We start from the raw sequence: 22,281 nt of genomic DNA on the forward strand, positions 1-22,281 counted from the left end.
ATCGGGGCAAATTGGTTTTGGCCCGGCACCATTGCCTGCGGTGGCAGCAAACGCTTTGCTAGCTGCTCTTCAGTCAAAGGTTCAATGGATGCCCAGTCTAATTGCGCCGCTCTGGCTAGGGCATCGTACTTGGCGACAGCACCCTTGGATAACTCTAAGGCTCTGGCAATCGCGTTTAAGGACAGGCCACATTCAAAACGCAGCCGCAAAACTTCTTTAATTTTTCGCATGGTAATTGCTTTACTGGACATGGGGAGCCTAAAAAGCTCAACCATATCGGGTTCATCAAATTACCCTCGAATACTAAAATCCCCACTTATCTTTGCCTAATATTTAGGCAAAACGCATTTCAGAGGAAGGTGCAAAAGCGGTCACGCTGATTCTGAAACAGGTGGTCACGCTCACTCTGAAATGACCGGTCATTTGCCTGAAATGGGTGGTCACGCTGGCCTGAAATACGCAAGCAGATATTTGTTTGCGCTAATTTCTGAGAACAGCGTGTCATCTTCAACCGCGATACGCATGAGTTGATAGACTTTTCCGGAGGGTGCTTGTTGAAAAGCACCTTGATGCGCCACCACTTCTTTAGCTTCACCTGACTGACGCACAAGACGTAAAAAGATTTGGCACGCCTCATGCCACGGCAAAAGTGGCGCTACATAAGATTCTAGTAATTCACGACGCTGATTGCTCGGACTATTTTTCCAAGCATGGTAGCTCGGTAAATCAATCGGACTGGTTCCACCTGGAATATTTAGGCGAGTACGAATGGCATTGAGCCATTCACTTTCAGTAATCGCCATATTGGGTTTGCCGAGCGATTGATTGATGTTAATTGCTGCCAACTCAATTTCTGATAATGTTTGAGACAGTGCCTCTTGGTCTACTTTTTGAGATGACTTTAATCCATTGAGCGCATATTTCTGGCGTTCAAATTCTTTAAGGAGCAGGGACTTAATATCGCCCCTTGAGCCGATGTCACCCAAGTCAAACAAAGTAGCAAGGGCATTGTGATGCAACTCTGGGTCGTCTGATCGCAGAAAGTGATTGAACCGCGCGAACAGATACTCGAGTCGAAGCATGCTTCGGACTAGTTCGTTAAAGGGGTATTCGTAGACGATCACAGTTTTATATTTTATGACGAAGTTGGTAAACCCTTCGCACTATCTAGTATTTTTTGGTGAAAAAGATGAACCTGATTGCTTAATTCTTCAAAATTGCCATTATTTTGAAGAATCGTATCAGCATGGGATAGACGCTCTTCTCTGGAAACTTGAGCATTTAAGATGCGTACAACTTCCGGGCGCGTCAAATTGCTGCGCTGCATCACTCTGCTAATTTGTATCTCTTCGGGACAGTCAACTACTACCAAATGGTCAATCAGTTCAAGCCAGGCCTTGGACTCAATTAATAAAGGAACGACAAAGACGATATATGCGCACCCATCTTTTGCAAGATTCCATGCCTGAGAAATAGTTTCTTCTCGAATGAGGGGGTGGGTAATGCGCTCCAAAATCTCCCTCGAGTGAGGATCTTCAAAAACCAGAGCACGCATTTTTGCTCTATCCAAAGCACCGTTCGGGTCAATAAAATGTGGGCCAAATTCCTTTTTAATCAAAGCGATTGCTTTGCCATGAGGGGCTGTAATCTGGTGGGCAATCAGATCGGTATCGACTATGCCAGCTCCTAATTGAGATAGTAGAGTGCTTACCGTGGTTTTTCCTGAGCCAATACCTCCTGTTAAGCCAATTAATGGCAATTGGCCTTTTAAGGCCTTCAGGTCGGTTGGATTTGCAGGAGTAACTGGAGGATTTGGGGCCATAACAATTGAATAATGCCAGCAATAGCAAGAAATGGGCCAAAAGGAAATGGCTGGTGATGACTTTGCCTATTCCAGGCTAACCATACCATCCCCCCAATTAACCCAAAGACGGAGGCGATGAAGAGAATTTGAGGAATTGCCAGCCAGCCAAACCATGCTCCCAGGGCTGCTAACAGCTTGGCATCCCCCATACCAATGCCATTTCGTTTCTTTATGCAGCGATATAGAAAATTGAGTGCCCATAGGAAAAAATATCCCAATAGAGCGCCACCAATAGCTGCAATCGGTTTCACAAAGGCCATATTGGTGAAACTGTTAAAAGCAATCCCAGATAAAAGAAGCGGAATGGTAATTGCATCAGGCAAGCGAAATGATTTCAAGTCTATGTAGGCAAGATACGCCAATATGCAGACCAGAAATACCTGAATTAATACATCCATATTGAAGGCCTCATTAGACTATCTGCCCTAAACTAAAAATAGGGAGATATAAGATTATCACTAGGCCACCAATTATTGAGCCCACAAAAATAATTAATAAGGGTTCTAAGCTCTGACTTAAGGTATTTAATTGATTACTCAATTGTGCCCCAAGCATCTTGGAGCGTTTGCGCAGCATCTGTGCAAGGGAACCGCTTTCTGCGCCAATTTCAAGGAGATGTAAGGTTTCAATATCAAAAAGTAGATGTTGCGGGTCTGCGCGTATCAAGGCTTTACCAAAAGGCCACCCGCGTGCTAAATGTTTAAAGATATCCGCGCTAATGTCATGGCTGAGCCAATGATTAGATGATTGTGCTGTGATTCTCAATGCATCTGGTAAGGGGAGTCCAGTGTCGAGTAAGTTTCCGAGGGTGCGGCACCAGTAAGTCAGCGTAGCCAGGCGAAATAGCTTGCCAATTACTGGAATAGAAAAGCTGAGGCGATCACACTGTCTCTGTAATCGATTTGATTTTCTCCAAAATAGAATCAATCCACTCAAGATAATGAATAGAGTGATCAATAGCTCTATAAAAGTATTTTGAATGAGGCCTGAGATGCCAATTAATGCGCGGGTAGGGGCTGGCAGGTCTGCTTTAAAGTGCTCAAAAACTTCTTTAAATACAGGCACTACCCAAACTATCATGACAAGCATTAAGAGTAGGGAGCTAGCTAATGTAATGGCAGGATAGCTCAGTGATTGGATAATCTTTCTGCGTAATTCAATCTGGGATTCTAGTTGTTCGCAAATTGTTTCTAGGGCTAAGGACAGTTGCCCAGATCGCTCGCTAACTTGTATGAGGTTGATAAATTCAATAGAACATTGAACATCCTGCGTCCTTAGGCAATCAGAGAGGCTATTGCCCTGTTGTAGTTTCTGATGGAGACCATCAATCCATTGAGACTGCTCCTTGGCAGATGAGCGCGATAGCAGCTTGATGGCGTTTAGAAGTGGCAGGCCAGCTTGTAAGAGTGCCAAAAGCTGTTGTGCAAATTGGAGTTGATCATGATGGTTTAATTTTTTGGATCGAAAATGAAGAATATTCAATGGCAGCTTCCTACCTCAAGCTCGAGCTCGGCTTGATCAATGATGCCTGCTTTGACGTAATGCATTCCGGCATCATGCATCTTTAAATAATGTGAGTGTGGATCTTTTAAGGTTTTTAAATTAAGCGCCTCATGCACTCCTAGACGAGAAAAATAGCCTGTCCCTTTGCAGATTTTGCAGGGTGTGGTTTTTGGATGAACATGACAGAGGCAACGCTTGCGAATTAATCTTTGGGAACTAATGCATTGTAAGCAGGAATCCAGCGATTCTGAATGTACCCCTAGGCTGTGAAGTCGTGCAATGGCACCAATTGCATTGCGGGTATGTAAAGTGCTCAGAACAAGATGACCTGTTTGTGCCGCTTGTATCGCTAGTTCGGCAGTTGCACTATCGCGAATTTCACCAATCATGATGACATCGGGATCTTGTCGTAAGAGGGCGCGAATAATGGTTGGAAAATCCAAGCCAGCTTTAGGGTGATAGGCTACCTGATTGACTCCGGGCAATCTAATTTCGATAGGATCTTCAACTGAACAAAGATTGCGATGTATTTGATTAAGTTCGCTGAGGCAGCTGTAAAGTGTGCGTGTTTTGCCGCTTCCTGTTGGGCCTGTTACTAAGATCAATCCATTGGTCTGATGAATAGCGCTTCTGAAGAGCTGGAGTTGCTCAGGTAAAAATCCAAGTTGATCAAGTGCCAATTCCTCTACCTTGTTTGGAAGAATGCGAATTACCGCTTTTTCACCATAAAGGGTCGGGAGTATCGAAACCCTGCAATCAATATCGGGGGCAGAGAAATCATGTCCAATCGAAAGCCGACCATCTTGCGGAAGCCGTTTTTCAGCAATATCTAACCGCGCCAACATTTTGATGCGTGTGAGTAAGCGCTCATGAAGATGAATTGAGTAAGATGAGCCCAATACTAATTGGCCATCGATACGAACGCGCACAACTGTCTCTAAAGTGTGCGCCTCTATATGTATATCAGTTGCCCGAGAGCAAAGTGCGGATGCTGCAATGTCTTGCCAGGCCCGAATAATTAGTGAGTCATCTGGTGCATAGCTCAATCGAATTTTTTTAGTATTAGGTGTGGGTTGATATAGTTTGACGGTTTTCACGCCATGCTCATCAAATTGAATGATCTCCATGACGATGCCAGCGATTCGCATGCTGACATCATGGTCCGGAATAGCCTCTAATTTTTCTAGGATCAGACCATTGAGTGTGCGAGGTCCATCCAATGGAAGGTCTAGATTAAGTAGGCGATTTAAGTCGCGCAATGAAGCCCCACCATTTGCTAAATACGTACCATCTGCTAGCCACCGAGGATCATTAGACAGGTTTGAAAAAGAGGTGGTGAATTCACCAATGAGCTCTTCAACAATATCCTCAAACGTGACTAGACCGAGCACCTCACCATACTCATTCACTACAAGACTTAAGCGTTGCTGATTGTCTTGAAAAAATTGCATTTGTTGCAATACAGGTGTTCCGCTAGGAATAAAGTAAGGCTCGCTCACTAAAGAGCGAAAGTCTTCATGTTTTAGCTCAGCGTTTCCAAGTAGGGAAAGGGTTTTCTTAACTGACAAAATACCAATGATGCGCTCAGAATCACCGTCACAGACTGGTAACTTATTGTGATAACAGGTTTCAAGCTGCTCTACTACTTCATTAATCGGTCGTGAGAGATCGAGTATTTCAATCTTCGATCTTGGGGTCATTACATCGTCTACCGAAATCGTTTCCAAATTAAATAGATTGAGCAAAATATTACGGTGATGCGTAGAGACGAAGCGATTGGATTCAAGCACTAAACTTCGTAACTCTTCCTTACTCATTGTTCTGTTTTCGGTGTTAGCTTGCAGGCCAGATACCTTCATGAGGCCCGACACAAAATTGTTAATAAACCAAAGTAAGGGTTTTAAGAAATAGGTAAGGGGAAGGATCAGCCAACCAACATTGGAGGCAATTTTTTCTGGAAATGCAGCGCCAATCACTTTTGGAGTAATTTCACTAAAAATAATAATGAGCAATGCGACAACTAAGGTAGCAACGGATAAAACGAGACCGCTATCTCCAAAAACATGAAGCGCGATACCTGTTACTAAAATTGGTAAAACGGTATTGATTAAATTGTTAGAAATTAAAAGGACTGATAAAAGGGAGTCAATTCTTTTTAATAACCTAGCTGCTAAAGCTGCACCAGCATTGCCGCTATTAGCCATTGCACGTAAGCGATGACGATTGGACGAAAGCATGCTGGTTTCGGCCATTGAGAAGAAACCTGAAAGTGCCAGCAAAAAAATCACAAGGGCTACCTGTGCTGCAAAGGGCCAATCATGAAAAAACGTATCCATTCGGAATACCTGCAAAGAATGAGGAAGACTCAATATAGCAAAGCATGATTTCAGAGGCCATATATTTGGCTGAAAAAGGCCTCGTACTTACTCAATAAAGTGTGTCAGAATCTTCCTCATGAAGCTGCCTATGCGTCATTCTTCGTCAAAATCTGAGCAATATTGTGTTATCAGCGCACCCTTTGGCAGACTTGGAATTGCCACGGACATGGTCGATGGTAGTTTGATGATTTCAAGAGTAGATTATTTGCCGGCAGATAAAGCACTCAGTGCACCCCAAAATGCCTTGGCAAAAGAATTGGCGCGCCAATGCAAGCTGTATTTTAAAAATCCTGCTCACCAATTTGATGTGCCTTTGAAGCCTAGAGGCACTATTTACCAGCAACAGGTTTGGCATTGCATTCGAGATATCCCTTCGGGTAAAACCAGGACTTATGGCGTGCTTGCAGGCGATATACGCAGTGGAGCACGTGCCGTAGGAGGTGCTTGCGGTGCCAATCCCTATCCCATCATTACCCCTTGCCATCGCGTAGTCTCTAGTGCTGGCCTTGGTGGGTTTATGAAAGAAGATAGCCCGGGTCTTTATCGCCAAATTAAGATCTGGCTTTTAAAGCATGAGGGGGCACTTTAAGCGGTGCTGGCTCTTTTTAGGCGTGCTCCTACCAGCCTAAAGAAGAGCTTCATGATGAGGTTGCTGTTGGCTGCGATGCTGGTAAAGCTATAAAAAGCGAGCACCATTTTTCGAGATAATTTCACTTCTTGAGTTTGTGAAAATGAATCTCTTTTGGTAATGAGATTGAGGGTCATCACAGCTAACCCAAAAGCGAGGAAGCAAAAGCGTCTTATGCCAAATTCTGGTTTAGGAATGAGCAATATGTAATTTAGAGACTCTACAAGCTTTTGATAGGCCACCTGAAGCAGTTCGGACTCACTCATATCGCGGGGCTTCCAAGATACTCCACGTGCTTGGTCTGCTTCTGAGTCCTTCAAGATATTAGTCATTTGCAGCGCTTGACCAAATGCAATTGCCAACGCTTCTTGACCTTTAATATTTTTCGCAAACTCTGGACAGTAGTTGCTAAAAATAGTCGTGAGCAACTCCCCTACAACCCCTGCAACAACATAGCAGTACTTTTCGAACTCATTTAAATCAGACAGGCCATTTTGAGATTGCTTGCTGTGAAAGTGTGACATGCCTTCTGACATGATCGATACGCATCGAGCTATCGCAAGCTGATCATTAGTAGGGCAAGTATGCAAAATTCTTAAAACAGTTGGCGTATGTGAAATGAGATCAAGTTCATCTTGATTCGGATAATTTTTGAGCGCTTCCAAGCAAGGACTGACAAAACTAGTAACAGGAATTTTTCCAAGTACGGCATCTAGAAATAACTTGGAAAGGTGATATTTAGCTTCTGGAGCAAGTTCAGCGGCATCCTCAATGGTGTCAATGACTCTGCATAGCAAATAGGTGTTTCCAACTACCTTCTCAATTGGTGGCGGTAGCAGTGGGATGGTTAACGCGAAAGTACGCGATACCGAGCCCAAGATGGTCTTTTGATATGCCAGATCGGCAGAGGGGTTTTCATCGTGGTAATTCACTGCTGAATTATGTCAGACCCATTTATTGAAATATTCGACCCTATCCATGGGGATTGTTTTTAGCACCGAATTGGTGAAAACCCGAGGTGCAGTGTTAATTTGTTGCGATGCAAAAAATTCTCATCTAGTATGGAAGTAATTAACTATTTTTTATTCTTATGGGGTTCTTATGAAAATCTGTGTAATTGGAGGTGGCGGCGCAATTGGCGGTTACTTAGCAGTCATGCTATCGCGCGCAGGAAATGATGTCACGGTAGTTGCAAGGGGGGCAACGCTTGCGGCAATTAAGGAGCGCGGTTTAACGCTCATTCACGATGAACATCCAGAGCCATTGGTTGCAAAAGTGAAGGCCGTTGAAAAAATAACTGATGTTGAAACGCCAGATGTTGTTATTTTGGCCGTAAAGGCCCATCAGGTAGATCCAATTATTCATGATTTGGCAGCGATAGTCGGCCCGGAAACCATTTTGATTCCAATGCAAAATGGCATTCCTTGGTGGTATTTCCAAAAACTCTCAGGCGAGTATCAAGATCACACTGTTGAGACGGTAGATGCTGGTGGTGTTGCTAAAAAGGCAATTAACCCAGATAACATTATTGGTTGCGTAGTTTATCCAGCCACTTTCTCTGAGGCGCCTGGTGTCATTCGCCTGGTCGAAGGTAATCGCTTCCCCTTGGGTGAGTTAAATGGTGAAGTGACTGAGCGAGTGCAAAAAATGTCAGAAATGATGACCCAGGCAGGTTTCAAGTCACCAGTGCTTGAGGATATTCGTTCCGAGATTTGGCTCAAACTATGGGGCAATATGACGTTTAATCCAATTAGTGCGCTCACGCATGGAACTTTAGAAGGCATTTGCCAATTTCCCTTAACGCGTGACTTGGCGCGCAATATGATGGCCGAAGCCCAAGCCATTGCGGGCAAATTAGGTGTGACCTTCCGGGTGGATATTGAGCGACGCATCGCAGGCGCTGAAAAAGTTGGTAAGCATAAAACCTCCATGCTGCAAGACTTGGAGGCGGGACGCAGTTTGGAGGTCGATGCTCTATTGGGCTCTGTGATTGAGCTAGGTAAGATTACCAATACCCCGACACCTTGTTTAAATACTGTTTTTGCTTTGACTAAATACCTTGATGAAAATATTCAAGCAACTGGCGGAAGTTTGGCTTTACCGCCGGTAGGTGATTGTTACGCTCTGAATTAATATTCATTCGGCAATAAAAAAGCCCTCACTGATTGTTGAGGGCTTTTTCTTTTTGAAGACTTGCGTTACTCAAATCGATTATCTAAACGTCCCACACCTTCAATAATGATGCTGACATTGCTGCCGGGTTTCATCGATCCAACGCCAACAGAGGTTCCACATGCAATGATGTCCCCAGGCTCTAGTGGCACATCTTGGGAGATGAGGCTGACTAGTTTTGCGGGTGGAAAAATCATATCAGCGATCGGATAATTTTGACGCTCTTGATCATTCAAGATCGTTTTAATGTAAAGCTTGCTTGGATCTACATCAGTCGTGATGTAGGGCCCAAACACACCAAAGGTGTTAAAGCTCTTTGAGCGTGTCCATTGAGCATAGCCTGGATCTCGATTCAAAATTTCAATCGCAGTAACGTCATTAATGCAGGTGTATCCAAAAATAGCAACAGCAGCAGTCTTCTCATCGACTTCATGGCAGTGCTTGCCAATCACAATCCCTAGCTCGCCCTCGTAGACTACTTTTCCTGAATAGGATTTTGGAGTGCGAATCACTTGGTTTGCTGCTAAGAAAGAATTATTACCTTTTAAAAAATACAGGGGCTCGGCTGGGACAGCGTGCTCTAACTTGGTAACGAGCGCATAAAAATTATCAACCATGGCAACCATCTTTGATGGAGTACATGGAATATCAATGGTTACTTCATTTAATTTGAGGAGCTCACCGCTAGCAATCGGCCCATTAAAAAGATCTCCCGTATAAACCGCAATCTGATCTCCTTGGACTTGGCCTAAACCAGATTTACCTTGGTGTTGAAAGCGTAGCCATTGAGTCATCTGTATTTCCTTCTTTAAGTTTGTCTTGCTAGCGAGTATTCACACAAGGCATGTAAAGCGCTTGTAGCCTCATTTTCTGGAAAGTCTTTAATGCATTCGAATGCGAGATCAGCCTCTCGTTTAGCGGCTGCATGGGTGTAATCGAGTGCGCCAGAAGTTTGAACGGCTTTGAGAATTTGTAAAAAGACATCTTGTGGTAGGTCTTGATTCTGCTCAATCGCAGCGCGTACGAGGAGGCGCTCCTCTGTACTGCCATTTTCTAAAAGATAAATCAGGGGTAGGGTTGGCTTTCCTTCGCGCAGATCATCGCCTGCATTTTTACCCATTTGCTCAGCATTGGCGGTGTAGTCCAATAAATCATCCATTAATTGGAAGGCGGTGCCTATGTGTCTGCCAAAAGCGGCAGCTTGCTCTCGTTGAGCAACATTTGATTTGGCCAGGATGGCTCCAAGTTCGCTCGAAGCTTCAAATAGCTTGGCAGTTTTATAGCGAATGACTTGTAGGTAGCTCGCTTCATCCACTTCTGGGTCATTCATGTTCAATAACTGCAACACTTCACCCTCGGCAATCGTATTGGTTGCATCAGAGAGAATTTGCATGACCCTTAAGTCATTTGGGCCGATCATCATCTGAAAGGCGCGGGAGTACAAAAAGTCGCCAACTAGAACGCTAGCAGCGTTACCAAAGGCAGCATTTGCGGTCTCTCGACCCCTTCTCAGGGTGGATTCATCCACAACATCATCGTGCAGCAGAGTGGCTGTGTGGATAAATTCGACCACCGCGGCCAGTTCAAGTGCATGAGGGGTGGGTTGGCCATTGGCTAGTGCTTTAGCGACTAAGAGCAGTAGGGCTGGTCGTATACGCTTTCCACCCGCCTGGATGATATATGTAGAGATTTGGTCAATTAAGGCGACCTTAGAGGCCAGTCGCTGGCGAATAACCTCGTCTAAGTCCTTGAAATATAAGGAAATTGGGGCCAAAATCTGACTTAATTGATTGTTTTTGACAGTGCTCGTCATGCAAGATATAATAATGGGCTTAGCTTCTCCAGGGTGGATTAGCTTAAATGTAGATATTAATTGAGGTTTCAAACCATGTACGCGGTCATAAAAACCGGTGGCAAACAGTATAAAGTTGCTGCAGGCGAAAAATTGAAAATAGAACAGATACCAGCGGAAATCGGCAGCGAAATCACTCTTGACCAAGTCCTCGCCGTAGGCGAAGGCGCATCACTCAAACTGGGTGATCCATTGGTTAATGGTGCAGCTGTGATGGCCACTGTCGTCTCCCAGGGACGTCACGATAAAGTGACAATCTTTAAGATGCGCCGTCGCAAGCATTATCAAAAGCACCAAGGCCATCGTCAGAATTACACAGAAATTCTGATTAACACGATCAAAGCCTAAGAGCAGGAGAGAAATATGGCACAGAAAAAAGGCGGCGGCTCAACACGAAATGGCCGCGACTCAGAATCGAAACGCTTAGGCGTTAAGGTATTTGGTGGCGAGCACATTAATGCTGGCAGCATCATTATTCGTCAACGTGGCACACGAGTTCATCCTGGTGCAAACGTTGGTATTGGTAAGGATCACACTTTGTTTGCTTTAATTGACGGACAAGTGGAATTCGGCGTTAAGGGTGCTTTGAAGAAGGCCCAGGTTTCAGTTCTGCCGCGTTCATAAGGCGCCTGACTGAGACACGTTTGATTCAGATTTATTCCGAATTTAACCCTTAGGAACAGGCCTCGCTAGTGCGAGGCCTTTTTTATTCATGAAATTCATAGACGAAGCTCGTATTGAAGTCATAGCTGGCCAAGGTGGCGCCGGGAGCGCCTCCATGCGTCGCGAAAAGTTTATTGAATTCGGTGGCCCTGATGGTGGGGACGGCGGTAAAGGCGGTAGCGTTTGGGCTGTAGCCGATCGCAATATCAATACCTTGGTGGACTATCGTTACGCAAAAACACACACCGCTAAAAACGGTGAGCCTGGACGTGGTGCAGATTGCTATGGCCGTGCGGGTGACGATATTGAACTGCGTATGCCAGTGGGAACCATCATTGCTGATTATGAAACTGGTGAACCAATTGCGGATTTAACAACCCATGGCGAGCGTCTCTGCTTGGCCCAAGGCGGTGTTGGCGGTTGGGGAAATATTCACTTTAAGAGTAGTACGAACCGCGCACCACGTCAAAAGACAAATGGTAAGCCGGGGGAAAGACGCAAGCTGAAGTTGGAATTAAAGGTATTGGCCGATGTAGGTTTACTAGGCATGCCTAATGCTGGTAAATCTACTTTGATTACTGCGGTCTCTAATGCGCGTCCAAAAATTGCTGATTACCCATTCACCACGTTACATCCCAATTTGGGTGTGGTACGAGTTGGTAGTGAGCGCAGCTTCGTAATCGCAGATATTCCAGGTTTGATTGAAGGTGCTGCAGAGGGTGCTGGCTTGGGGCATCGTTTCTTACGTCATCTTCAGCGCACGGGTGTTCTGTTGCATTTGGTAGATATTGCTCCTTTTGATGAGAATATTGATCCCGTTGCTGATGCAAAAGCGATCGTCAATGAACTACGTAAGTATGACGAAGCTTTGGTTGAGAAACCACGTTGGTTAGTGCTTAATAAAGTCGATATGATTCCCGAAGAAGATCGCAAAAAAGTGGTTGCTGACTTTATTAAGAAATTCAAATGGACTGGCCCTGTTTTTGAGATATCTGCTTTGACTGGACTTGGATGTGACAAGCTTTGTTACTCCTTACAGGATTACTTGGATTCAGTACGTCGTAATCGCGATGAAGCGGATGAACGTGCTGCAGATCCTCGCTATCAAGATCAAAACGAAGATAAAACCCCAGATTAAATACGCATTTGATACGCTCAATGGATATGACTGTACAAAAAGCAAAACGAATCGTTGTGAAGGTGGGCTCTAGCCTGGTAACCAATAATGGTGAGGGCTTGGATCATGGTGCCATTGCAATGTGGGCTGAGCAACTGGCCGCGCTCTTACGTTCTGGCCATGAAGTCTTGATGGTGAGTTCAGGAGCTATTGCAGAGGGCATGCAGCGCTTGGGTTGGACTAAACGCCCACAAGAAATTCATCAATTACAAGCTGCTGCTGCGGTTGGTCAAATGGGGCTAGTGCAGGTTTATGAAAGTTGTTTTGCACAATTTAATTTACGTAGTGCCCAGGTCTTATTGACCAATGCAGATCTAGCTCATCCTGAACGCAATGCAAATGCAAAAGCAACTTTAGACACCTTACTCAAGTTGGGCGTAGTTCCTATCATCAACGAAAACGATACGGTTGTTACTGATGAAATTAAGTTTGGTGATAACGATAGCCTTGCTGCTCTTGTAAGCAACTTAATTCATGCTGATCTATTAGTCATTCTGACAGATCAGGGTGGTTTATTTACAGCCGATCCGCGTTATGACTCGAGCGCAACCCTATTAAGTGAGGTGCTTGCTGGAGATCCAGCATTAGAAAAAATGGCCGGCGGCGCAGGTAGCGCGCTTAGTAAAGGGGGCATGCTCACTAAAGTACTGGCTGCTAAGGTAGCCGCTCTCAGTGGTACCGATACCGTGATCGCTTCTGGTCGTGAGCCCCACGTTTTAACCCGCCTATTAAAGGGCGAAGCAATCGGGACTTATCTGCGTTCCAAATAAAGCCCTCTTCAAGCTGGGCTATTGAACCCCGTAGGAATTAGTAGGCTTTACGCCACCCGTAAATCCTTTTGGATTGAGAGATTGCACTATGGCTTTAGTGCTCTTAACTTGGGTGCTTATATTGCAAAAAGCACCCTGAGCCAGAGCAGCTTGGTAGCGATTGGGATTGTGGTCTTTGATATCCTTCCAGCTACTTAAGGTATTTTCTTTCCACTTACCGTTATCGAAATTTCCATATAAACGCCACTGAAATGAGTCGCAGCGAATACCTTCATATTGTGTCTGTTGATTGCCGTTGGGGCTGGTCATTACAACCGTATAGCGCGTTACGCCATCGGGATCGGCTGAAATAGAGTCAGTATCAATTGCAAACTTAAATACCGCGTTATTAGAAACATAAAAGGGTACTAGGGTTTCTTGGTTGGGTGGGTTTAAGGGAAGGGTGGTTTCCCCTTCTTTAAAAACCATAGGTGCAAACGGATCTACGCCGCTTTCCATTGGATCACCTGCGCAAGCCATTAGGCTAATTCCAAGACTTAAAACCAGAGGGTAAAGCGTAATTTGACGTTGTAAGTGTGTCATGAAGACTTATTTTTAGGATTGGTTGCCTTCGAATACTCATCGGCATCGGAGTAGATGGATTGAATTAAGTCTAGTGGGGAACCCCAAGTTAGCTGTTGCATGCGTAATCCACGGGTAAGGTAGCGAGCCAATTCAGAAAGGGCTAGCTGATAAACCTCACGCTTGAAGTCAATTACGGCATCAAGTTGGATCCAAAATGGTACCCAGCGCCAAGCATCAAATTCAGGGTGTTCTGAAGCCCTTAGATGAATATCGCTATCTAAACCGACTAAACGCAGAAGAAACCAAATTTGTTTTTGGCCACGATAAGCGGCACGGTGAACCCGTGTGCTATGTTGACGGCGCAAATACTCCTCAGGGACATCGTAACGAAGCCAATCCCTGGTCCGTCCAATAATCTGGACATGCTCTGGCAGTAAGCCAACCTCCTCATGCAATTCGCGATACATGGCCTGCTCAGGGCTTTCGCCATGCTGAATTCCGCCCTGCGGGAACTGCCACGAATGCTGCCCAACGCGTTTTCCCCAGAAAACCTCGTTATGGCTGTTGAGTAGGACAATGCCGACATTGGCTCTATACCCTTCACGGTCAAGCATGATCGTGCCTCAAATCCTTTAAAATCAATGATTTGATTATATCCATTCATGAAAGCATCTCAATCATTTCTCGCCACGCTTAAAGAAGCCCCCTCTGACGCTGAGGTGGTTTCGCACAAATTGATGGTGCGCGCAGGTCTTATCCGCAAATTGAGCGCGGGTATTTATAACTATTTGCCCTTAGGCTTGAAGTCGATTCGCAAGGTTGAGAATATCATCCGCGAAGAAATGAACCGTGCAGGCGCGATTGAATTGTTGATGCCAATGATTCAGCCTGCTGAGTTATGGCAAGAGACGGGCCGCTGGGAAAAAATGGGGCCTGAGCTACTTCGTATTAAAGACCGTCATGATCGTGACTTTTTAATTCAGCCGACTTCTGAAGAGGTGGTAACCGATTTAGCTCGTAATGAGATTAAGAGTTACAAGCAATTGCCTGTGAATTTTTATCAAATTCAAACCAAGTTCCGCGATGAGCGCCGCCCACGTTTTGGCATTATGCGTGGGCGCGAATTTAGTATGAAAGATGCCTACTCTTTTGATCGCGATACCGAGGGGTTAAAGAAGTCCTATCAAATCATGTTTGATGCCTACACTCGTATTTTCAAGAGGATGGGCTTGAAGTTCCGCGCGGTTACTGCTGATAATGGCGCTATTGGCGGTTCTGGTAGCCAAGAGTTCCATGTGATCGCAGATACTGGCGAAGATGCCATCGTCTATTGCCCCAATTCGGATTACGCTGCCAACCTTGAGGCTGCTGAGTCGGTAGCAATCATCGCTACGCGTGCTGATGCAAAAGAGTTAATGCAAAAAGTAGCTACTCCTGAAAAAACAAATTGCGCGGAGGTGGCGCAGTTCTTAAAGCTGCCTCTACAAAATACCGTCAAATCCTTGTTGTTTGCTGCTGATCAAGACAATGGTCCAGCTAAATTATTCATGCTCTTGCTGCGTGGCGATCATGAATTAAATGAAATTAAAGCAAGCAAGATTCCAGGTATGGCGGAGTCTCGTTTTGCTTCAGAGGCGGAGATTCAGCAAGCATGTAATGCACCTGCCGGCTACCTGGGCCCTGTGGGTGTCAATGCTAATGTGACCGTGATTGCAGATCGCACTGTTGCCAATATGTCTGATTTTGTATGTGGTGCCAATGATGCTGGCTATCACTTGACTGGTGTGAACTGGGGTCGTGATTTACCTGAGCCTGTAGTGATGGATATCCGTAATGCAGTAGCGGGAGATCCATCACCCGATGGCAAAGGGGTTGTGGAAATTTGTCGCGGGATTGAAGTAGGCCATGTATTTCAATTGGGCACGCGTTACTCAGAGGCGATGGGTTGTACGTATCTGGATCAACAAGGGAAAGCCCAGCCGATGGTGATGGGTTGTTACGGTATTGGTGTTACTCGCTTACTTGGTGCCGCAATTGAACAAGGGCATGATGAGAAGGGGATTATTTGGCCAATCTCGATGGCCCCGTTTGAAGTGGTTATTTGTCCCATGGGCTACGAGAAGTCAGAGGCAGTTAAAGCCGCATGTGATCAATTACATGATGATTTGTTAGCCGCTGGTATTGATGTGATTCTGGATGACCGAAATGAGCGTCCCGGTGCAATGTTTGCAGACTGGGAGTTAATTGGTGCTCCATTCCGCGTGGTGGTTGGTGATCGTGGTTTAGCAGATTCTCAGGTTGAATTTAAAGGGCGCACGGATACTGAGTCCCAAAATATTCCACTCGGGCAAATTAAAGACAAGGTGATTGCCGCTGTTCAGGCAGCAAAAAACTCAATTCATTAATTATTTTTTGAAGAGTCCGCCAAGACCTTTGGCGGCTCCTTTGGCAGCCATTCCTGCCATGGCACGCGCCATTTTTCCGCCTTTGAATTGCTTCATCATGGTTTGCATTTGCTCGAACTGAGTAAGTAGACGATTGACTTCTTGCACTTGAACGCCAGCGCCGGCAGCAATACGGCGTTTACGACTCGCTTTGAGTAATTCAGGTTTGGCACGTTCACGCGGCGTCATACTGTCAATAATTCCACGCATACGTTTAGTTTGCTTATCGGCGGCACTTAAATTTGTTTTTGATGCTGCTTGCGCCATATGACTGGGTAATTTCTCCATCAAGCTAGCCATGCCACCCATTTGCTGCATCTGAGAGAGTTGATCACGAAAGTCGCCAAGATCAAACCCACCTTTAGAAATCTTACTTACAAGCTTTTCTGCTTTGGCTACATCAACATGTTGCTGCGCTTGTTCAACCAGGGCGAGGATATCACCCATACCCAGAATGCGGTTTGCCATGCGATCCGCATCAAAGACTTCAAGCCCATCCATCTTTTCAGCAACACCGATGAATTTAAGTGGTACCCCGGTAATTTGACGAACGGATAATGCTGCACCACCACGTGAATCGCCATCCAGCTTGGTGAGAATCACCCCAGTCAGTGGAAGTGCCTCATGGAAGGCCTTGGCTGTATTCACAGCATCCTGACCCAACATCGCATCAACCACAAAAAGGGTTTCAATTGGATTGAGGCTGGCATGCAAGGTTTTAATTTCTTGCATGAGGGCTTCATCAATACCCAAGCGACCAGCAGTATCGACAATGACAACATCAAAATAATGACGGCGCGCCCAATCTAGGGCAGCTAGCGCAATGTCGTTCGGTTTTTGGCTGGTATCACTCGGAAAAAAATCGGCGCCTACTTGTTTACTGACAGTTTGAAGCTGTTCAATTGCAGCAGGGCGATATACGTCACAAGAAACTGTCAGCACCTTCTTTTTCTTTTTCTCTTGCAGCCACTTGGCTAATTTGCCGACAGAGGTAGTTTTACCTGCACCCTGTAAGCCGGCCATGAGAATGACTGCCGGAGGTTGGGTTGCTAAATTGAGCTCACCACTTTGCTGGCCATCACCCTTCATGATATGGGCTAATTCACGCTGAACTACCCCAACAAGAGCTTGGCCAGGACTGAGGCTGCCGACCACTTCCTCACCAAGGGCTTTAAATTTAATTTGCTCAAGTAGCGTTTTAACTACTGGAAGGGCTACATCCGCCTCCAGTAAGGCTAAGCGAATCTCCCGCAACATGTCGGCAGTGTTGCTTTCGGTGAGGCGGGCTTGGCCACGCATTGTTTTTACAACGCGAGATAGACGGTCGGTGAGGTTTTCTAGCATTTATCGATTAGACTTTCCAGATGGATATTTTAGGTTACTCGAGTTACGGATGGCTGCCCTGCGCACTTTATTTGCTTCTTTTGGTCATTTTGACCTTAAGAGCAAAGGGTTCGACGGAGTCCAAGCTGTTTTCTGGCTTCATCCAGGCTGCAATTTTTGTCATTTTGCTGATTCATGGGGTGCAGTTGCATAACTCCGTGTTTACTGATCAAGGCTTTGTATTTGGCTTTGCGCAAGATTTATCTTTGATTGCTTGGGTTGGTTTGGCTTTTTATTGGTTTCAGTCTTGGTTTTTGCCGATTTCCAGCTTGCGTTGGCTGGCCTTAATTTTCGCGATGATTTGTGCCTTTTTGCCTACCGTATTCCCAGGCGCCTTGATTTCTCCAAAAGCCGTTTCGGATCCCTGGTTTAAGGCTCATTTTATTGTCGCAACGATGGCTGTTGGTCTACTCAGTTTAGCGGCGATGCATGCCATGTTAATGAGTATTCAAGATCGGGCACTACATCGCCAGTTAGCAATTATTCCAAACAGCCGTCCTGCCCAATGGCTAGAGGATCTACCCCCCTTGATGACAATGGAAAGTTTGTTATTTAACCTGCTGTACGTGGGCTTTGTGCTCTTAAGTTTGACTGTATTTTCAGGCTTACTGTTCTCTCAAACCTTGTTTGGTAGACCGTTGGTGTTTGATCATAAAACAGTATTTGCGCTCCTCTCCTGGATTCTCTTTGCCGGGCTCTTAATTGCTCGGTGGCGGGTAGGATTGCGTGGCCGTATGGCAGTGCGCTGGGTATTGAGCGCCTATACAGCCTTACTGTTGGCCTATGTTGGCAGTCGATTTGTCATGGAAGTCATTCTTCAAAAGAGCGTCAACAGTTGATTAAGTGGCTTTTGTTGGTCTTTGTTGGGGCTATTTTTTACCGTTGGCTCAAACGCCAAAGGCAAGCTGCTTTTGATATAAAGAATGCCCCACAAATGAAGATACCGCCTGTCAAACCAATGACACAGTGTCAGTATTGCAAGGTCTATCTCCCGCTGAGTGATGCTATTGCGCAGGAGGGCAGGTATTACTGTTCAAATGAGCATGTGCATGGTGTTGATGAGCGGGGTTGGGTTGGTGCTGCCAGTTGGCAGTTCTCGCCTAATCAGAATGAACGCCCTCAAGACCTTGAGCCAGACTTAGTAGTCATTCACCACATTAGTCTGCCACCTAGTCAGTTTGTAGAGCAAAACTGTACTAAGTACATCATTGATTTTTTCCAAAATAAGCTGGATCCGAATTTACACCCATATTTTGTGGAAATTGCCGATCAAAAGGTCTCTAGCCACTTCCTAATATCGCGCAAGGGCGAACTCATTCAATTTGTCTCTATCTATCAGAGGGCTTGGCATGCGGGGCTCTCTTCATTTCTTGGGCGAGAGCAGTGCAATGACTTTTCGATTGGGATTGAGTTGGAGGGTGATGGAGATACGCCATTTGAAGTGCTGCAATATCAAGCATTGGCGGCCTTGGTTGGTCAGCTGAGAAAGAAATATCCCTCAATCCAATTTGCTGGACATAGTGACATTGCTCCAAATCGAAAAACCGATCCTGGAATTCAGTTTGACTGGGAAAAGTTCCAAAAAAAGACAGGTATTTCTCTTAAATACTTTCCCTTTGGCTTAGCGAAACGCTAGTTCAATATTAGTATGTAAGTGCCCGCTTACTTTCTCTCCCTTTGCCTAAAAAGGGGTCAAAATTTCGCACCAAATTGGACGCAAATTTTCCGAAAATATTAGTAAAAATACTTATAAATAATCGTCAGAAATACCTTACCAAATCGAAAATATTTCCCTATACTTAGTCATCAATGCACTTTGAAGCACTAGATGTAGTGTTTTAGACTCGCAATACCCCATTGTTTTCAAAAGATTTTTTTCACCAAATAACTATATATAAGCAGGAGAAACATGACTTACGCTAATCCTCAGGCAGCGGGACAGCCCGCCGGAGCAAATAACCCAGGAATGGGTTCAGTTGAGGGCCTTCATCAGGCCCCATCGGCTGGTTTTGTTGCAGGGGGGGTTGGGGGTGCTCAAGCTACCCAATTGTCTGATTACAAAATTATTCGCCGCAATGGTTCTGTTGTTGCATTTGAGCCATCCAAAATTGCTATTGCAGTCACCAAGGCATTTTTAGCGGTAAATGGAGGTCAAGGTGCCGCTTCTGCGCGTGTACGCGAACAAGTGGAGCAATTAACGCATGCGGTAGTGCGCGCTTTGTTGCGTAGCCGCCCTAATGGCGGAACCTTCCATATTGAAGATATTCAGGATCAGGTTGAATTGGCCTTGATGCGTAGTGGTGAACATAACGTTGCTCGTGCTTATGTCCTTTATCGTGAAAAGCGCAATCAAGAGCGCGCTGCACAGCAAGTGGTTGCTCAGGAATCACAAACTTCCTTGCAAATGAATGAGCCTGGTATCAAAGTAAGCGATAACGGGGTTGAGAAGTTATTGGATATGGCCGCCTTGCGTACCATCATTCAGGCTGCTTGTGAGGGTTTGGGTAGTCATATTGAGGCGACCCCAATCATTACCGAAACAATCAAAAATTTATATGATGGCGTACCAATGGCGCAGGTCTATGACTCTGCTATTTTGGCTTCTCGCACATTGATCGAAAAAGATCCTGCCTATAGCCAGGTAACTGCGCGTATTTTGATGCACGTGATCCGCAAGGAAATCTTGGGTAAAGAGGTATTGCAAGGTGATATGCAGTCTGAGTACAGCAATTACTTTGCTAAGTACATTAATGAAGGCGTTTCTGCGGAATTACTCGATCCACGCATGCGTGAATACGATTTACCAAGACTGGCTGCAGCACTAAACGCTAGCCGTGATTTGCAGTTCAATTACCTTGGTCTACAAACGCTGTATGACCGTTATTTCTTGCACATTGAAGAGCGTCGCATTGAAATGCCGCAGGCTTTCTTTATGCGCGTGGCGATGGGCTTGGCTTTAAATGAATTGGATCGCGAGCGTCGTGCAATCGAGTTTTATGAAATCTTGTCTACATTTGATTTCATGTCCAGCACGCCAACCTTGTTCAACTCAGCGACAACCCGTCCGCAGCTCTCTAGCTGCTACTTAACTACTGTTGCTGATGATTTGGATGGTATTTACGAGGCCCTGAAAGAAAACGCCCTGTTATCTAAGTTTGCCGGTGGTCTGGGTAATGATTGGACTAACGTGCGCGCATTAGGTAGCCATATCAAGGGAACAAATGGCAAATCACAAGGTGTAGTGCCATTCTTGAAAGTGGTTAACGACACTGCTGTTGCGGTAAACCAGGGTGGTAAGCGTAAGGGTGCAGTATGTGCCTACTTAGAGACATGGCATTTGGATATTGAGGAGTTCTTGGAGTTGCGTAAGAACACTGGCGATGATCGTCGTCGTACGCATGATATGAATACCTCTAACTGGATTCCTGATTTGTTTATGAAGCGCGTCATGGAAAACGGTGACTGGACTTTGTTCTCACCATCCAATACCCCTGATCTGCACGATAAGTTTGGCAAGGCATTCGAAGAGGCTTATGTTGCCTACGAGCAAAAAGCTGATCGCGGTGAATTAAAGCCATTCCGTCGCATTCCTGCGCAGCAATTGTGGCGCAAGATGCTGGGTATGTTGTTTGAAACTGGCCACCCATGGATTACATTTAAAGATCCTTGCAATATTCGTAGCCCACAACAGCATATTGGCGTAGTGCATTCTTCTAACTTGTGTACTGAGATCACCCTCAATACAAATGACGATGAGATCGCTGTTTGTAACTTGGGCTCTGTGAACTTAACTGCTCATATGAAGATGGATGCCAATGGAAAATTGGTTTTGGATCACGAGAAGCTCCAAAGAACAGTGCATACCGCAATGCGCATGCTCGATAACGTGATTGATATCAACTACTATGCAGTTGCTAAAGCACGCAACTCCAATTTGAAGCACAGGCCAGTGGGCATGGGCATCATGGGCTTCCAGGATTGCTTGCACATGCAACGCATTCCTTATGCCAGTGAAGAGGCTGTGAAGTTTGCTGATTCTTCAATGGAAGCGGTTTGCTACTACGCTTATGAGGCCTCTAATCAATTGGCTCAAGAGCGCGGTGTTTACAGCACTTACAAGGGCTCATTGTGGGATCGCGGCATTCTCCCACAGGATTCAGTGGCATTATTGGCTCAAGAGCGCGGTGGTTATCTTGAGGTAGATGGTTCTTCAACCATGAACTGGGATGCTTTACGTGCCAATATCAAGCAGTATGGAATGCGCAACTCCAATTGCGTAGCTATTGCACCTACTGCAACGATTTCAAATATTATTGGCGTGTCTGCATGTATTGAGCCTACCTTCCAAAACTTGTTTGTTAAATCCAACCTCTCTGGTGAATTTACGGTTGTTAATGAGTATTTGGTGCGTGACTTGAAAGAGCGTGGCTTGTGGGATGAAGTCATGATTGCTGACTTGAAATACTTTGACGGTACTTTGTCTAAGATTGACCGCGTACCGCAAGATTTGCGTGATCTGTACGCCACTGCGTTTGAAGTTGAGCCAACTTGGCTTGTAGAGGCTGCTTCACGTCGTCAAAAGTGGATTGATCAAGCTCAGTCTCTCAATATCTACATGGCTGGTGCTTCAGGCAAGAAATTGGATGACACTTATAAGTTGGCATGGTTGCGCGGCCTGAAGACAACTTATTACCTGCGTACTATGGCCGCAACCCACGTTGAGAAATCTACTGTTGCTAGCGGCCAATTGAATGCAGTTTCTAGCGGTGGCGGCGTGAATGGAACTGATGCTGCTGCGCAAGAAGCAGATGGCCCGGTTTGTACTATGCGTCCAGGCGATGCTGGTTTTGAAGAATGTGAAGCATGTCAGTAAGCAATTTGCT

At 45.4% G+C, this 22,281-nt stretch carries 20 protein-coding genes and 3 pseudogenes; 10 read left to right on the forward strand and 13 right to left on the reverse strand.

Translation table 11 applies throughout. The features are described from left to right. The 7 genes and pseudogenes from BOQ04_RS06545 to BOQ04_RS10665 all read right to left on the reverse strand — a co-directional run. Positions 1-230 (reverse strand): annotated as a pseudogene (locus BOQ04_RS06545) (sigma-70 family RNA polymerase sigma factor); the annotation flags it as partial. A 210-nt stretch (positions 231-440) separates the two neighbouring features. Then, positions 441-1,124: a cell division protein ZapD gene (gene zapD / locus BOQ04_RS06550; protein ID WP_198929300.1), complete on the reverse strand. Its 684-nt coding sequence runs from the start codon at positions 1,122-1,124 to the stop codon at positions 441-443. Positions 1,125-1,135: 11 nt separating this feature from the next. Continuing rightward, positions 1,136-1,822, reverse strand: a complete 687-nt coding sequence (gene coaE, locus BOQ04_RS06555; RefSeq protein WP_083657547.1) for a dephospho-CoA kinase — start codon at positions 1,820-1,822, stop codon at positions 1,136-1,138. After that, entirely contained in the window at positions 1,777-2,262 is a 486-nt protein-coding gene (locus BOQ04_RS06560; protein ID WP_076023971.1) for a prepilin peptidase, read from the reverse strand. The genes coaE and BOQ04_RS06560 overlap by 46 nt, the downstream gene beginning before the upstream one ends. A 13-nt stretch (positions 2,263-2,275) precedes the next feature. Continuing rightward, positions 2,276-3,346, reverse strand: coding sequence for a type II secretion system F family protein (locus BOQ04_RS06565; protein WP_233126689.1), 1,071 nt, complete (start codon positions 3,344-3,346; stop codon positions 2,276-2,278). Then, positions 3,343-4,413 carry a GspE/PulE family protein gene (locus BOQ04_RS10845; protein ID WP_076024072.1) on the reverse strand — a complete coding sequence of 357 codons (1,071 nt, stop codon included), beginning with the start codon at positions 4,411-4,413 and terminating at the stop codon, positions 3,343-3,345. Before BOQ04_RS10845 ends, BOQ04_RS06565 begins: the two co-directional genes overlap by 4 nt. A 9-nt stretch (positions 4,414-4,422) precedes the next feature. After that, positions 4,423-5,703, reverse strand: a pseudogene (locus tag BOQ04_RS10665) (HlyC/CorC family transporter); the annotation flags it as partial. Positions 5,704-5,833: 130 nt separating this feature from the next. Here BOQ04_RS10665 and BOQ04_RS06580 point away from each other — a divergent pair. Then, positions 5,834-6,334, forward strand: coding sequence for a methylated-DNA--[protein]-cysteine S-methyltransferase (locus tag BOQ04_RS06580; protein WP_233126690.1), 501 nt, complete (start codon positions 5,834-5,836; stop codon positions 6,332-6,334). Here BOQ04_RS06580 and BOQ04_RS06585 read toward each other — a convergent pair. Then, positions 6,331-7,305, reverse strand: a complete 975-nt coding sequence (locus BOQ04_RS06585) for a squalene/phytoene synthase family protein (protein ID WP_076023973.1) — start codon at positions 7,303-7,305, stop codon at positions 6,331-6,333. The two genes, BOQ04_RS06580 and BOQ04_RS06585, sit on opposite strands and share 4 nt — an antisense overlap. A 169-nt stretch (positions 7,306-7,474) precedes the next feature. Between BOQ04_RS06585 and BOQ04_RS06590 the strand changes: the two genes are divergently transcribed. Then, positions 7,475-8,506 carry a 2-dehydropantoate 2-reductase gene (locus BOQ04_RS06590; protein ID WP_076023974.1) on the forward strand — a complete coding sequence of 344 codons (1,032 nt, stop codon included), beginning with the start codon at positions 7,475-7,477 and terminating at the stop codon, positions 8,504-8,506. Positions 8,507-8,571: 65 nt separating this feature from the next. Here the strand turns inward: BOQ04_RS06590 and BOQ04_RS06595 are convergent, their stop codons facing one another. Both BOQ04_RS06595 and BOQ04_RS06600 read right to left on the reverse strand, forming a co-directional pair. Then, the gene (locus BOQ04_RS06595) at positions 8,572-9,339 is read right to left on the reverse strand and encodes a fumarylacetoacetate hydrolase family protein (protein WP_076023975.1); all 768 of its coding nucleotides are present in this window, start codon (positions 9,337-9,339) and stop codon (positions 8,572-8,574) included. A 14-nt stretch (positions 9,340-9,353) separates the two neighbouring features. Beyond that, positions 9,354-10,358 carry a polyprenyl synthetase family protein gene (locus BOQ04_RS06600; protein ID WP_076023976.1) on the reverse strand — a complete coding sequence of 335 codons (1,005 nt, stop codon included), beginning with the start codon at positions 10,356-10,358 and terminating at the stop codon, positions 9,354-9,356. 75 nt (positions 10,359-10,433) lie between these two features. Between BOQ04_RS06600 and rplU the strand changes: the two genes are divergently transcribed. The 4 genes and pseudogenes from rplU to proB form a co-directional block, all read left to right on the forward strand. Next, positions 10,434-10,745: a 50S ribosomal protein L21 gene (rplU, locus tag BOQ04_RS06605; RefSeq protein ID WP_041484800.1), complete on the forward strand. Its 312-nt coding sequence runs from the start codon at positions 10,434-10,436 to the stop codon at positions 10,743-10,745. Positions 10,746-10,760: 15 nt separating this feature from the next. After that, positions 10,761-11,021 (forward strand): 50S ribosomal protein L27, encoded by a 261-nt coding sequence (rpmA, locus tag BOQ04_RS06610; protein WP_011902041.1) that lies wholly within the window; start codon positions 10,761-10,763, stop codon positions 11,019-11,021. Between the two features lie 88 nt (positions 11,022-11,109). Continuing rightward, the gene (gene cgtA, locus BOQ04_RS06615) at positions 11,110-12,198 is read left to right on the forward strand and encodes an Obg family GTPase CgtA (protein ID WP_076023977.1); all 1,089 of its coding nucleotides are present in this window, start codon (positions 11,110-11,112) and stop codon (positions 12,196-12,198) included. Positions 12,199-12,218: 20 nt separating this feature from the next. After that, positions 12,219-12,995: pseudogene (proB, locus tag BOQ04_RS06620) on the forward strand (glutamate 5-kinase); the annotation flags it as partial. 30 nt (positions 12,996-13,025) lie between these two features. On the opposite strand, the gene BOQ04_RS06625 reads toward proB, so the two are convergent. Next, a complete protein-coding gene (locus tag BOQ04_RS06625; RefSeq protein ID WP_076023978.1) occupies positions 13,026-13,589 on the reverse strand; it encodes a CNP1-like family protein in 564 nt (187 codons plus the stop codon). Then, positions 13,586-14,185, reverse strand: coding sequence for an RNA pyrophosphohydrolase (locus BOQ04_RS06630; protein WP_076023979.1), 600 nt, complete (start codon positions 14,183-14,185; stop codon positions 13,586-13,588). Before BOQ04_RS06630 ends, BOQ04_RS06625 begins: the two co-directional genes overlap by 4 nt. A 48-nt stretch (positions 14,186-14,233) precedes the next feature. On the opposite strand from BOQ04_RS06630, the gene BOQ04_RS06635 reads away from it, so the two are divergent. Further along, entirely contained in the window at positions 14,234-15,976 is a 1,743-nt protein-coding gene (locus BOQ04_RS06635) for a proline--tRNA ligase (protein WP_076023980.1), read from the forward strand. Here the strand turns inward: BOQ04_RS06635 and ffh are convergent, their stop codons facing one another. After that, positions 15,977-17,359: a signal recognition particle protein gene (ffh, locus tag BOQ04_RS06640; RefSeq protein WP_076023981.1), complete on the reverse strand. Its 1,383-nt coding sequence runs from the start codon at positions 17,357-17,359 to the stop codon at positions 15,977-15,979. A gap of 20 nt (positions 17,360-17,379) precedes the next feature. Between ffh and BOQ04_RS06645 the strand changes: the two genes are divergently transcribed. The 3 genes from BOQ04_RS06645 (at position 17,380) to BOQ04_RS06655 (ending at position 22,271) form a co-directional block, all read left to right on the forward strand. Continuing rightward, positions 17,380-18,237: a cytochrome C assembly family protein gene (locus BOQ04_RS06645; RefSeq protein WP_076023982.1), complete on the forward strand. Its 858-nt coding sequence runs from the start codon at positions 17,380-17,382 to the stop codon at positions 18,235-18,237. 11 nt (positions 18,238-18,248) lie between these two features. Continuing rightward, positions 18,249-19,034 carry a 1,6-anhydro-N-acetylmuramyl-L-alanine amidase AmpD gene (gene ampD, locus BOQ04_RS06650; RefSeq protein WP_269844390.1) on the forward strand — a complete coding sequence of 262 codons (786 nt, stop codon included), beginning with the start codon at positions 18,249-18,251 and terminating at the stop codon, positions 19,032-19,034. Between the two features lie 330 nt (positions 19,035-19,364). Beyond that, positions 19,365-22,271, forward strand: a complete 2,907-nt coding sequence (locus tag BOQ04_RS06655) for a ribonucleoside-diphosphate reductase subunit alpha (RefSeq protein ID WP_425334184.1) — start codon at positions 19,365-19,367, stop codon at positions 22,269-22,271. Positions 22,272-22,281: the final 10 nt, after the last annotated feature.

This window comes from Polynucleobacter sphagniphilus, from assembly GCF_001953355.1.
GTDB classification, from domain to species: Bacteria; Pseudomonadota; Gammaproteobacteria; order Burkholderiales; family Burkholderiaceae; genus Polynucleobacter; species Polynucleobacter sphagniphilus.

Bases quoted from the DNA above. Each gene is read 5' to 3' on its own strand.
- coaE (WP_083657547.1), bottom strand. From the start codon at position 1,822: ATGGCCCCAAATCCTCCAGTTACTCCTGCAAATCCAACCGACCTGAAG.
- BOQ04_RS06560 (WP_076023971.1), bottom strand. From the start codon at position 2,262: ATGGATGTATTAATTCAGGTATTTCTGGTCTGCATATTGGCGTATCTT.
- BOQ04_RS06580 (WP_233126690.1), top strand. From the start codon at position 5,834: ATGCGTCATTCTTCGTCAAAATCTGAGCAATATTGTGTTATCAGCGCA.
- BOQ04_RS06590 (WP_076023974.1), top strand. From the start codon at position 7,475: ATGAAAATCTGTGTAATTGGAGGTGGCGGCGCAATTGGCGGTTACTTA.
- BOQ04_RS06595 (WP_076023975.1), bottom strand. From the start codon at position 9,339: ATGACTCAATGGCTACGCTTTCAACACCAAGGTAAATCTGGTTTAGGC.
- BOQ04_RS06600 (WP_076023976.1), bottom strand. From the start codon at position 10,358: ATGACGAGCACTGTCAAAAACAATCAATTAAGTCAGATTTTGGCCCCA.
- rplU (WP_041484800.1), top strand. From the start codon at position 10,434: ATGTACGCGGTCATAAAAACCGGTGGCAAACAGTATAAAGTTGCTGCA.
- rpmA (WP_011902041.1), top strand. From the start codon at position 10,761: ATGGCACAGAAAAAAGGCGGCGGCTCAACACGAAATGGCCGCGACTCA.
- cgtA (WP_076023977.1), top strand. From the start codon at position 11,110: ATGAAATTCATAGACGAAGCTCGTATTGAAGTCATAGCTGGCCAAGGT.
- BOQ04_RS06625 (WP_076023978.1), bottom strand. From the start codon at position 13,589: ATGACACACTTACAACGTCAAATTACGCTTTACCCTCTGGTTTTAAGT.
- BOQ04_RS06630 (WP_076023979.1), bottom strand. From the start codon at position 14,185: ATGCTTGACCGTGAAGGGTATAGAGCCAATGTCGGCATTGTCCTACTC.
- BOQ04_RS06635 (WP_076023980.1), top strand. From the start codon at position 14,234: ATGAAAGCATCTCAATCATTTCTCGCCACGCTTAAAGAAGCCCCCTCT.
- ffh (WP_076023981.1), bottom strand. From the start codon at position 17,359: ATGCTAGAAAACCTCACCGACCGTCTATCTCGCGTTGTAAAAACAATG.
- BOQ04_RS06645 (WP_076023982.1), top strand. From the start codon at position 17,380: ATGGATATTTTAGGTTACTCGAGTTACGGATGGCTGCCCTGCGCACTT.
- BOQ04_RS06655 (WP_425334184.1), top strand. From the start codon at position 19,365: ATGGGTTCAGTTGAGGGCCTTCATCAGGCCCCATCGGCTGGTTTTGTT.